Source organism: Streptomyces sp. NPDC057623, from assembly GCF_042800355.1.
Classification (GTDB): Bacteria; Actinomycetota; Actinomycetes; order Streptomycetales; family Streptomycetaceae; genus Streptomyces.
Map to the genome: position 1 here is coordinate 1 of NZ_JBHVGZ010000136.1, position 11,159 is coordinate 11,159.

At 70.5% G+C, this 11,159-nt stretch carries 9 protein-coding genes and 2 pseudogenes; 6 read left to right on the forward strand and 5 right to left on the reverse strand.

Going from position 1 to position 11,159, the window contains the following annotated elements; translation table 11 throughout:
* Nucleotides 1–111: pseudogene (locus ACFU95_RS49960) on the forward strand (electron transfer flavoprotein subunit alpha/FixB family protein); the annotation flags it as partial.
* A 687-nt stretch (nucleotides 112–798) separates the two neighbouring features.
* Here ACFU95_RS49960 and ACFU95_RS49965 read toward each other — a convergent pair.
* Together ACFU95_RS49965 and ACFU95_RS49970 are read right to left on the reverse strand one after the other, a co-directional pair.
* Complete coding sequence (locus ACFU95_RS49965) at nucleotides 799–1,995, reverse strand: ATP-binding protein (protein WP_383844282.1); 1,197 nt, start codon at nucleotides 1,993–1,995, stop codon at nucleotides 799–801.
* A gap of 177 nt (nucleotides 1,996–2,172) precedes the next feature.
* Nucleotides 2,173–2,622 carry a hypothetical protein gene (locus ACFU95_RS49970; protein WP_383844285.1) on the reverse strand — a complete coding sequence of 150 codons (450 nt, stop codon included), beginning with the start codon at nucleotides 2,620–2,622 and terminating at the stop codon, nucleotides 2,173–2,175.
* A 293-nt stretch (nucleotides 2,623–2,915) separates the two neighbouring features.
* Between ACFU95_RS49970 and ACFU95_RS49975 the strand changes: the two genes are divergently transcribed.
* Together ACFU95_RS49975 and ACFU95_RS49980 are read left to right on the forward strand one after the other, a co-directional pair.
* Nucleotides 2,916–3,065 carry a hypothetical protein gene (locus tag ACFU95_RS49975; protein WP_383844288.1) on the forward strand — a complete coding sequence of 50 codons (150 nt, stop codon included), beginning with the start codon at nucleotides 2,916–2,918 and terminating at the stop codon, nucleotides 3,063–3,065.
* A gap of 298 nt (nucleotides 3,066–3,363) precedes the next feature.
* A complete protein-coding gene (locus tag ACFU95_RS49980; protein ID WP_383844291.1) occupies nucleotides 3,364–4,305 on the forward strand; it encodes an LLM class flavin-dependent oxidoreductase in 942 nt (313 codons plus the stop codon).
* A 68-nt stretch (nucleotides 4,306–4,373) separates the two neighbouring features.
* Here ACFU95_RS49980 and ACFU95_RS49985 read toward each other — a convergent pair whose 3' ends face one another.
* On the reverse strand, nucleotides 4,374–5,405 hold the full coding sequence (locus tag ACFU95_RS49985) for a response regulator transcription factor (protein ID WP_383844294.1): 1,032 nt from the start codon (nucleotides 5,403–5,405) through the stop codon (nucleotides 4,374–4,376).
* A 223-nt stretch (nucleotides 5,406–5,628) separates the two neighbouring features.
* Here ACFU95_RS49985 and ACFU95_RS49990 point away from each other — a divergent pair, with 223 nt between their 5' ends.
* The 3 genes from ACFU95_RS49990 to ACFU95_RS50000 are packed head-to-tail and all read left to right on the forward strand — an operon-like array spanning nucleotide 5,629 to nucleotide 9,282.
* Nucleotides 5,629–6,639 (forward strand): sugar ABC transporter substrate-binding protein, encoded by a 1,011-nt coding sequence (locus tag ACFU95_RS49990; protein WP_383844297.1) that lies wholly within the window; start codon nucleotides 5,629–5,631, stop codon nucleotides 6,637–6,639.
* 10 nt (nucleotides 6,640–6,649) lie between these two features.
* Nucleotides 6,650–8,302 (forward strand): sugar ABC transporter ATP-binding protein, encoded by a 1,653-nt coding sequence (locus ACFU95_RS49995; protein WP_383844300.1) that lies wholly within the window; start codon nucleotides 6,650–6,652, stop codon nucleotides 8,300–8,302.
* Entirely contained in the window at nucleotides 8,299–9,282 is a 984-nt protein-coding gene (locus ACFU95_RS50000; protein WP_383844304.1) for an ABC transporter permease, read from the forward strand. The genes ACFU95_RS49995 and ACFU95_RS50000 overlap by 4 nt, the downstream gene beginning before the upstream one ends.
* 368 nt (nucleotides 9,283–9,650) lie before the next feature.
* Here the strand turns inward: ACFU95_RS50000 and ACFU95_RS50005 are convergent, their stop codons facing one another.
* Together ACFU95_RS50005 and ACFU95_RS50010 are read right to left on the reverse strand one after the other, a co-directional pair.
* The gene (locus ACFU95_RS50005; protein ID WP_383844307.1) at nucleotides 9,651–10,355 is read right to left on the reverse strand and encodes a TIGR02391 family protein; all 705 of its coding nucleotides are present in this window, start codon (nucleotides 10,353–10,355) and stop codon (nucleotides 9,651–9,653) included.
* Nucleotides 10,356–10,588: 233 nt separating this feature from the next.
* Nucleotides 10,589–11,159: pseudogene (locus tag ACFU95_RS50010) on the reverse strand (hypothetical protein); the annotation flags it as partial.

The following is an 11,159-nucleotide window of genomic DNA, read 5'->3' on the forward strand; positions in this document are numbered from 1 at the left end:
AACAAGGACGCCGAGGCCCCGATCTTCGACCTGGTCGACTACGGCGTCGTCGGCGACCTCTTCGACGTCGTCCCGACCCTGACCGAGGAGATCAACACCCGCAAGGGCTGACCGTGTAAGGCTGCATGGAATGGCCGTTCGTGATTTCGGACCGTTTCACGATTTGCCGTGGCTGAAATTCATCAGTAACGCAGCCTTTTGAATCCAGGGGAGGGGATCACTTCGGAAAGTCAGTACTCCCAGACCCACCAGCCTTTTTCGAATCCGTCCGATCCGTCCTTGTACCGGCAGAAATGGAAGAGACTGGTCTTCTCTGTCCAGTACGTGGCCCGTTGGGAGCACTCGGCGCTGCTGAGGGGCCCTTCACGAGGACCGCTTTTGAAGGGCTGCGCACTGGTCGTCGTCGCACCGTTCGCCGGGGAGGTGCTTGACGCCGACGCGGGGCCGACTGCCACACCGGTCGCCATGAGGCACACTGCGAGTCCTGCGGCTAACCGAATACGAATGCTCATTACGCTCCTTTTCGAACTTCTCGGCACGCATGTCGGATACGGCGAGGGGAAATCGCCATCCGTGCGTCACTCAATCGCGAGCGCAATTGTTCTGTGGCCGGAGCCGGAAATCAAGAGTGTGCTGTAGCCATTACTCGCCATAACCAGGTGACGCGGAAAGCCGGGCCGCGTCGTCGGGGCACGGGCAGAGAGCCGTCGCGGCCCGTACCCGGGGTCAGAGTTCCCTGATCGGGTTCGGGTTCGGGTTGGGTTCGGGCCCTGAGCCGAAGCGGGCCGCGCCCCCGACTCATGGTGTCGGCAGTCGCAGTTCTGTCTCCGCGCCCCCGTCCTGGAGGTTGCGGAAGCTCAGTCGGGCGCCGAGCAGGCGGGCCTGGCCGGTCGCGATGGTCAGGCCGAGGCCGGTGCCGCTGGTCCGGTCACCTGTGCGGAAGCGCTGGGGGCCGGAGGTGTGCAGTACGGCGAGGAGTTCGGGCGGGAAGCCGGGGCCGTGGTCGCGGACCCGGACGACGGGGCCGTCCACCTCCACCTCCACGGGCGCGGCGCCGTGCCGCAGGGCATTGGCGGTCAGGTTGGACAGGATGCGTTCGACGCGGCGCGGGTCGGTCGTCACGATCGCGTCCGCCGTCACCCGTACTTCGACGCCCTCGCGTCCGGCGACGGCCCGCCGGACCATCGCGCTCACCTCGCGCGGCTCGGTCTCCACCGTCGCCACCTGGGAGTCCAGCCGGGCCACCTCCAGCACGTCCTCCACCAGATCGCGCAACTTCTGCACGCTGCCCGCCACCAGCTCCGAGGCCCGGCCGGGCGGCAGCAGGCCGACCGCTGTCGACATGCCCGCGACCGGTGTACGCAGCTCGTGCGCGATGTCGGCGGTCACCCGGCGCTCCGCTTCCAGGCGGGCACCGAGTGCGTCCGCCATGGCGTTGACAGAGGCGGCTAGCCGGGCGATCTCGTCATGGCCGCGTGGACGGACCCGGGCGTCCAGGTCGCCGGCGGCGATGCCTTCCGCCGTACGCGCGGCGGCGGTGGCCCGGCGGCCCATCCGGACCCCCAGTACCAGTCCCGCCAGGGCCACCAGCGCGCCGACCGCTGCGCCGGTGGCCAGCAATGCCCGGTCGAGCGCGGCCAGGGAGCGTTCCTCGGGGCCGTACGAACGGGAGACCGCGAGGACCCTGCGGTCCGAGACCAGGGTCGCCGCCCACAGGAACCGGCGCTCACCGGTGTCCTGCAGATAGGTCACGCGGACCTCCCCGCGCACCGCCCGTGCCACCGGACCGGGCAGATCCGGGGGGTCGAGCCGGGCACGCGACGCGCGTCCGGAGGCGCGGTCCTCGGCCGCGCTCACCAGCTCCTGGTCCAGGCCGGAGCGGGCGGTGGCCAACTGGTCGGCGGCGGTGATCCGGTGCACCAGTACACCGATCGCACCCGCCACGCACACGGCGGCGACGGCGACGGCCAGCGCGACCTTCGCTCCCACGTTCACGGTGAGCGCTCTCCTCCTCGGGGCGGGAGCCCCCACCTTCGGTGCCGGTGTTCCCACCTTCCGGGCGGACCGTCTCATGGGCGCACCCTGTAGCCGAAGCTCAACAGTCGCTCGCCGTCCTCGACCAGCAGAACGTCGTCCATCGCGCTGTCGCTCACGGTCCTCCGCCTGCCGTGCTCAGGCATCCGGTACATCCAGGTCCGCGCTGTCGTAGCCCTCGGCCCAGAACGGTGCGGGCGGATTCACGGGCGTGAGCGACATGTGGCTGTAGTACGACACGTCCCCACGTCTGACCAGACCGCTCAGCACGACCTTGACCCGGTAGTCCGGGCGGTCGCCGTCGGGGCATCCGGACAGACAGGTCGTGTCCGACGCCCTGCCGGTGGCCCACGCCCGCGCCTTGCCCCAGTCCCGCCAGGTCAGCCGGTCCAGATCGACCCGCCCGAGCGGAGCGACCTCCTTGGGATGCTGCCAGGCCCGGCCGTACCAGTCCGTCATGTACACCGGCCCCGCCCAGGGGATAGAGGTCATCGCCGGACCCTCGACGTGGACGCTGCCGTCCACCGCGCCGCACCCCGCGAGGCAGGCAGCCAGCGCGAGACACAGGGCGCTGCGACGAAGCCGCATGTCCCGCTCCCTCCGTCGGCGCGCGTCCGAGTGTCGACGGAGGGAGTGTAGTCAGCGATCGTCCCGGAGACGGGCAGCGGGGGCGAGGGCCGCCGTACGTGTGACCTGCGGGAGTACAGCCGCCCGGCTGTACTCCATCGATCGAGACGCCGTCCGCCGCGCCACTGCGGAGCCGTTGTGCGCTCGCGGCCCTACCGTCGCTGCGACCCTCGCACCACCGAGCGGTGCCACGGTCACGACGGACCAGCCCTTAGGAACCCTTGCGCAGAAAACTGAAGTCAGCATGCGGGGCCATGGCCGCGATGACGGCGACGACCGGCCTGGACACTTGGGCTGATCGGCGCGGGGCAGGGGATGCCTCCCTGGCCGGCCACACCGTCGATGTACCGCCGGACGCGGCCGGGATGACCGCCGACGGCATGTCCAGGACGCGGGCACGCTGAGGTGGGCCTTCCGGACCCTGAACATGGCCCCCCTTCGCCCCTTGCCAGACGGATAGTTCTGCCCCACGATGAGAAAACTCGTTTGACCTGAAACGATTATTCCTTCTCTTGGCAGGTGATCCGAGTGGAGAGTCAGACGCCGCCCGGCTTTGTGGCAGTGGGCTCCTCGGCCTCGGTGATGGATCGGCGGCCCGGCAGGGGCGGCTCCTTCGGTCGCGAGGCGACACACCCGGGCGGCCCGACCGCGCCCCCCAGCCGTCCTGGCCCACATGGCACCCAGTCGAAAGGGAAACCCGACATGCCCACCCCTCCTCGCATGCTTCTCGTCCTCAGCGAGAACTGGACCCTCACCGGCGGCCGGGCCGACCTGCCTGCCGCCGTCCGCTGGGCACGCGAGGCGGAGGACGCCGGCTTCGACGCGGTCATGGTCAGCGAGCACATCGTCCTCGGCCCCGACGCGGCGGCCGCCGGCATCATGGGGAACCCCCGTGACTACGCCCTCCCGTGCAACCAGGACCCGCTCACCCCCTGGCCCAACTCCCTGCTGCTGCTCGCCGCCATCGCCTCCGTCACCTCCCGGATGCGCCTGGCCGCCGCGGCCGTCCTCGCCCCGCTCCGCCACCCGCTGCTGCTCGCCCGTGAACTCGGCACCCTCGACCTGATCAGCGAGGGACGGCTCGTCGTGCAGCCCACGGTGAGCTGGAGCGAGGACGAATACGACGCCCTGGGCGTGCCGTTCGCCCGGCGCGGGCGGCTCCTCGACGAACACCTGGAGATCTGGGCGAAGGCATGGGGGCCGTCCCCGATCTCCCACGACGGCCCGCACTACCCCTTCCAGGACGTCTACTTCGAGCCCAAGGCGTACCGCCCGGACGGCCCCCGGCTCTGGTTCGGCCGGCAACGCCTCGCCGGCCCCGTCCTGCGCCGCCTCGTGCGGTACGGCCACGGCTTCCACCCGCTCGGCCGGCCCACGCCCGAAGACCTCAAGACGCTTGCGGAGGCGATGGCCGCCGCCGGGCGGGACCTCGCCGACCTGGAGATGATCGGCGGAACCCAGGCCGTCTTTCCCGACGACCGTGCACCGGCCGACCTCGGCGCGTCCCTCGCCGCCATCCCCGAGCAACTGGAGCAGGGCTTCACGACCTTCTGCGTCAAGCCCAACCAGTTCATCGACGACCCTGCCGGGGTGGGGGAGTTCTGCCGCGACGTCATGCGGCGCGTCGAGGCCCTGACCGCATGACCGCATGACCGCATGCCGGTTGACTGCCCTGACCGCCCTGACCGCCTGACCGGCGGCCCGGGCCCGGATCACCGCTCGACGAACCGTCCGAGCTGATCCGGGTCCGGACGCAGCAGCCCGTCCCGCACCGCCAGCGCCGTGGCCTCGGCGCGCGAGGCGCAACCTGTCTTGCGCAGCAGGTGCTCGACATGGCTGTGCACGGTCCGCGGGGACAGGAACAGCGCCTGCGCGATGGCCTGGTTGGTCTGCCCGGTGGCCGCTCTGGTGAGCACCTCCAGCTCCCGGGGGCTCAGTCCGTACGGCAGTTCCGTGGGCGTCTCGTGCACCAGCACCGCCTCCGAGGCGAGGCCGGGCCCTGTCGGATGCCGGTGCAGCACGATCCGCCGCCATCGGCCGTCGGCCGGCCACAGCAGCCGCAGCCGCCGTCCGTCCGTGCCCGTGAAGGCGTCGAGCAGTGCGCGGAACGGGCCGTCCTCCCGCAGTACCCGGGGGCGTTCCCGGCCGGGCAGGTCGAGCACCCGGCCGTCGCCGGTGACCAGGCTCGCCGCGTCCCCCTCCGCGAGCCCGTGCAGATCTCCGGCGTGTGCCAGGGGGTCGGCGAACGCGGCCAGGGCCGGTATCACCGAGGCGAGCAGCAGTCGGGCGTCGGTGTCGTAGGCGTCCGCGCTCTCGGTGGAGAGGTGCACCAGGCCCACCAGTCGGCCCCGGTGCCGCAGCGCCCCCGTGACGCCGTCGCGGAAACCGGCCGGGCGGACGCGCTCGGCGTAGAACCAGCCGTGCCGGAAGCGTGGCCCCGAGTCCTCGGTGTCCTCTACGTCCTGCGAGATGGACGGCGGCAGCTCTCGCCGTACGACGTTGCGGTACCAGGGGGTCACGACGAACTCCCCGGCCAGCGCCTGCGAGGCCTCGGCCGTGTAGCCGATGCTCGCGACCTGGACGTGGGTGCCGGTCAGCGGGTCGATGGTGAGCAGGGTCGCCGCGTCGAGCGGCAAGGCGCGGGCGAGTTCGCGCAGCGCCTGCGCGGAGGCCGACGCGGTGTCGCGCTCGCGGGTCAGCATCCCGATGCGTGCTGCTGCCGCGATCTGGTGGTGGCTGGGCATGGCGAGCCTCCGGGCGGCTCGGACGACAATGTCGTTTGGGGCCTAACGATAGGGCTCTGGTGCGTGCCCGGCAAGGTGTCCGCCGACATCCCGCCCGAGAGGCCAGGGCGTCGCCCCGCAGTCGGTATTTGTACGGATGGTGTGGCGAGCCCGCCGGGTCTTTCCTGTTCGGCACAGCCTGACGCCCGCCGAAACCGGGCCAGCCCCTCGGAGAGCCCTCACCATGACACCACGCCAGTTCACCGCCTCCCGCAGACAGTTCCTCGCCTTCTCCGGCGCCGCCGCACTGGGGGCGGCCGGATGCTCCGCACCGCAGAACTCGGCCGCCTCGGCCGAGCCGTCGCGCTCGGGCGGCGCCCGCCTGACGAAGATCGGCCTCGACTACCCCTTCACGCAGCTCCCGCTCTACTCCACGCTGGTGAAGCTCTCCACCGCCCAGGCCGACAAGCACGGCATCTCCCTCCTCACCACCAGCGACAACGCGAGCGCCGACACCCAGGCCACCAACCTCAACACCTGGGTCGCCCGCAAGGTCCCGGCGATCGTGTCCTTCCCGATGGTCTTCGAGGCCGCCGAACCCATCGCCAAGGCCGCCCTGGATGCGGGCCTGATCTGGGTGACCTACGGCGGCTCCCTGGAGCACCAGAGCGCCGACATCCAGTTCAGCTTCCGCGAGGGCGGCACCCTGCTCGGCAGGGCGGCCGCGAAGTGGGCCGAGGAACACCTCGGCGGCAAGGGCAAGATCGCCTTCCTCACGGACAGCACCATCGAACTGGGCCGCGAACGCACCAAAGGCATGATCGACGCCTTCACCGAGCTGGCACCGGGCGTCGACGTCGTGGCGCGGGAACAGGCCATCGACCCGGACACAGGTATGGCGAAGACCAAGGCGATCCTCGCCAAGCACCCCGACCTCAAGCTCGTCCTCGGTGTCACGGACGCCGCCGCCTACGGCGGATTCAAGGCCCTCCAGCAGGCGGGCCGGGCGAAGGACGACGCGAAGACCTTCGTCGGCGGCCAGGACGGCTCCGCGCCCTCCCTCCTCGCCGTCAAGCAGGGCACCTTCTACCGGGCCTCCGCCGCGCTGGCGCCGAAGGACATCGCGGCCGCCATCGTCGACGTACCGCGAGCGGTCGCGGCCGGCAAGGCGAGCCCCAGCGCACAAGTGCCGGTCACACTCGTGCAGCGCGCCGACACGGCCAGGATCGACGCGCTGCTCGCGCAGAACGCCTAGGCGCCGCGCGATGACGACCACGAACCTCCGTATCCGCGGCCTGACGAAGTCCTTCGGCGGAGTCAGAGCCCTGGACGGCGTGGACCTCACCGTCCCCGCCGGCCAGGTGCACGCCCTGCTCGGCCACAACGGCGCCGGCAAGTCCACGCTCATCAAATGCCTGGGCGGCGCCTTCCCGCCCGACGCGGGCACCATCGAGGTGGGCGGCACGTCATACACCCGTCTCACCCCGCGCGAGTCGATCGCGGCCGGTGTGGCGATCATCTTCCAGACACTGAGCGTCATCGACGCTCTGACCGTGGCGGAGAACATCTTCCTCGGCCAGGAGTGGACCCGGCACGGCCGCATCGACCGACGCGTCCAGGAGGAAGTCGCCGCCGGGCTGCTGGAACGGGTCGCGGCCAGCTGCTCCCCACGCGACCGGGTCGCCGAACTGCCCATGGCCCAGCGCCAGTTGGTGGAGATCGCCAAAGCCCTCAGCCGCAGCGCCTCCGTCCTGGTCCTCGACGAGCCGACCGCGGCCCTCTCCGGCACGGAGACGGATGCCCTGGCCGCACGCGTGGAGGACCTGCGCACCCAGGGCCTCGCCATCGTCTACGTCACCCACCTGCTGGCGGAGGTCGAACGACTCGCGGACGCGGTGACCGTCCTCCGCGACGGACGGGTCGCCCACCAGGGCACGGCGGCCGGGCAGACGCGGGGCGACCTCGTCGCGGCGATCGCGGGAAGCCCGGCGGGCGGCGCAGACGGGCCGCACCGCGCTACGGGCAAGGAGGACCGGAAGCCAGCACGCGGACCCGGGCAGTCGCGGCGCGCTCCCGGCCGGGGCGAGCGTGACCCCGCGTACCCGTCAGGCACTGACATCCCCGATATCCCCGACATCCCCGAGCCGCGGCGCATGCCGGGCGCGCCACGGCTCGCAATCGAGGCCTTGCGCGGTCCCGGCTTCGGCCCCGTCGACCTCACCGTCGGCGAAGGCGAGCGCGTCGGCCTGTTCGGGCTCATCGGCTCCGGACGCACCCGCATCCTGGAGACCCTCTACGGCAGGCGCCGCGCCACCGCCGGAACGATCCGGGTCGGGGACCGCGCCGTCGCCCCGGCGCGGCCGGCCGACGCGCTCGGCGCGGGGATCGCCCTCGTGCCCGCGGACCGGCGCGCACAGGGACTGTTCCCCTCGCTGGGCGCGCAGGACAACGCGCTACTGCCGTCCATCCGGCCGCTGTCCCGCTACGGGGTGCGAGCCCTGCGCGGCGAGCGGCGGGTGTTCGACGCGCTGACCACGGCCGTCGGGCTGCGCCCGGCCCGGCCAGGACTCGCGGCCGGCGCCTTCTCCGGCGGCAACCAGCAAAAGCTCGTCCTCGGCCGGTGGATCAACGAAGCCCGCCACGTGGAGGTGCTGCTGCTCGACGAACCGACACAGGGCGTCGACGTGGGAGCCCGACAGGAGATCTACCGGGTCGTGAACGGGCTCGCCGCCGAGCGCGGCACCGCCGTGCTGTTCGCCTCCAGCGACCCCGAGGAGATCGTGGCGCTCGCCGACCGCTGCCTGATCGTCGCCCGGGGACGTGTCGTCGGCGAACTCTCCGGTACCGAACTCACCGAACAGGCCCTGCTCTCGGCCGTCCACGACCCCGACTCCCCGCCCGCCGAAGGAGCAGCATGACCACCGCCGAGCCCGTCCTCACCCGGCCTCGCCTGATCGCCACCGGCGGACTGACCGCCGTACGACGCAACCCGCTGCTCCTTGTGCTCGTCGCGATGGTGCTGGTCTTCCAGCTGTCCACGGGCAGCTTCCTCACCCCGGCCAACCTGAGCGGCATCGCCACCGACGCTGCCACCCTCGCCGTCGTCGCCGTCCCTCTGGCCCTGCTCGTCATCAGCGGCTACCTCGACCTGTCGGTCGGCTCCACACTCGCCCTCGGCGGGCTGGTCGCGGGCTGGCTGGCCGGGCAGCACCACCAGTCGCCCGCCGTGGCCCTGCTCGGGGCGCTCGCCGCCGGGGCGGCGGTCGGCGCGGTGAACGGCGTGCTGTGCTGCTACTTCGGCCTGTCCGCGTTCATCGTCACGCTCGGCATGCTGACCGCCGTACGCGGCCTCGCGCAGCAGCTGTTCCCGCTGCCGCTGAGCGGCTTCGGCTCCGGGTTCGCCTGGATCGGCGGGGCACGGATCGCCGGGATCGCGGCGCCTGTCGTCATCGCGGCGCTCGTGCTCGCGGCGGGCGCGCTGTTCCTCGCCCTCACACCCGCCGGACGGCACGTCTTCGCCATCGGCGTCAACCGGGAGGCCGCGCACCTGTCCGGCATCAACGTCCGCCGCACGCCTTTCGCGTTGTTCGTCATCACCGGGGTGGCGGCCGCTCTCGCGGGTGCGGTCAAGGCGTCGGTGCTGGACAGCGTGGTGGCCGGAACCTCAGGATCCGGTTTCGAACTGACCGCGCTCACCGCGGTGCTGGTCGGCGGGGTTGCCTTGACCGGTGGCTCCGGCTCGATCTTCGGCGTCCTGCTCGGCGTGCTCTTCCTCGGCAGCCTGCAGAACGGCCTGACCCTGCTGAACGTGCCCGCGTTCTGGCAGCAGATGGCCCAGGGGGTGGCGCTGGTGGCGGGCGCGGCCCTGGCGTTCTTCGGGCCACGTACGGGGCGCTGAGCTGCCCCGCTAACTCCCAATAACTCCCACTGTCTTCCTCACCGTCGCCGACGGCCCGGCCGTACGCGGCCGGGACATCCTGGCCGTCGACTCCGACGCGGAGATGCGAGCCGTGGCCGGACCCGGCACACGGATCGTCGAACTCGGCTGCGGACGCTGCTGTCCGGATCAACGACTCGCATCTGCGCCGGGCCGCCTACGGAATGACGAAGCCGCCGTTCGCGATCGACCTCGGCCACCCGGCGTGGGCTCGATCGCCGACATCGCCGACATCGCCGACATCGCCGACATCGCCGACATCGCCGCGGCCGTCGGCAGGGCCGCGGCTTCCCGCCCAAGCGTCGTTGGTACCAACGACGCGGGTGAGGTCAAAGAGCAGTCTCCACTGAGCACTCCTCGATCCACCGTGCGACGACCGAGAAGGTCGCCAGATACTCCAGCGCCTCCTGCTGGGTCCAGGTGACCTGCTCCTCGTGTGCCGCCAGGTTCCGGATGCCGAGAAAGGCTCCGGCGGACAGGTACTTGGCCCCGTCTTGTCGGGCCTTCCATTTAGGGGTGTCACGGGCGCCCTCGAATCTGAGCCGGGGTTTGCCCTCGGTGGGTGGCTTGGGATCGAAGGACTGCATGCACAGGTCCATTTCGCCGATGTCATGGCGGCCGAGCTTCTGTTGCAGTCGCCGATTCACCGTCCGCGCCGCCGTCAGCACAGCGTCCTGGTGTGCCTGTGCGGCCCAGAGTGCTGAGGCCGGCCCCCAGACCCAGGGGTGGAAAGCGTCGGCCGCAAGACCTGGCCCTCGAGCCCGACGAAAAGCATCGAACTCGTCTTCGTGTGCCGCCAGTTCCCGCGCGTGCATCGCAGCCTCACGCGCGGGTCCCCACCGCCTCTGCTTCGAGCCGTTCAGGTGCACTGTGTAGTCGCCGAGCCCCTGCACGTACTCGTTGGCGATCTGTCGTACGACGATCTCTTTTCGGACCAGAGCCTCCTCCTGGGAACGGAGTCGCACCCAGTCCCCAAGTTTGTCGATGCCCTCTATGAAGTCGTCCAGCTTCTCGATCGCCCAGGCGTGGTCCATGTGGGGAGCGTAGGGCGAATGAATCGCCTGAGTGCGGTATTTACGGAGGGCTGGTTGACTCCGGAGGAGCGCCAGGAGGCCCTGGAGCGCCACCGGTCGGAGGAGGGGCCCGACGGCTTCACCTTGATCATGCGAGTCCTGATCAACAGGTGGTCCGGGTGATGCCTTTGGTTCAGATCATCGAGACGCATGGAAGGATGCGGCGAGGTAGCTGGCGGTGTGGCTGGTCTTCTTCACCTTGGTGCCCTTGGTTGCGCTCCGGATGTGCCGTCGCCGCGCGTGAAGAGGTCTTCGACGTGTTCGGGAACGTTGCTTCCCCGTTCGAACTGCGAGTAGCGGGTCGAGTATTTACACCACTCGACATTGCCTCGAATCCAGTACTGCATTCCCTCGACGCAGCGTAGAGCCGGCGAAGCGTCTTCACCTAGAGCCTGCAAGACGACAGGTAACCGCCGCGCGGCTTCGCTGAACTCCTGAGTTCGCTGGTTCGCCCTGTGGACCACTGCGGCGACGGCGGCAGATCGATCCATTCTGTCGGCTTCTTCGAGCACGAGGACCAAGTTGGTGGCGTTGCCGCGAGCAATCTCTTTGTCGAGGGAGTACAGGTCGTTGTGCCAGCATATGAGATCAGTGGCTGCGCTCACCAAGAACCTGTATGTGGAAGACGTGGCAACCACGGTCGACAGTTCCAGCCCCAAGGCGAGTTCGACTAGCCTCGATCTTTCGTGACGGTCCGCCGACGGAGTCGGTGGGCCGTTTCGCTTTCTGTGGCTGGTGGTGGGCAGGCTGAGGAGCCGTGTGTCG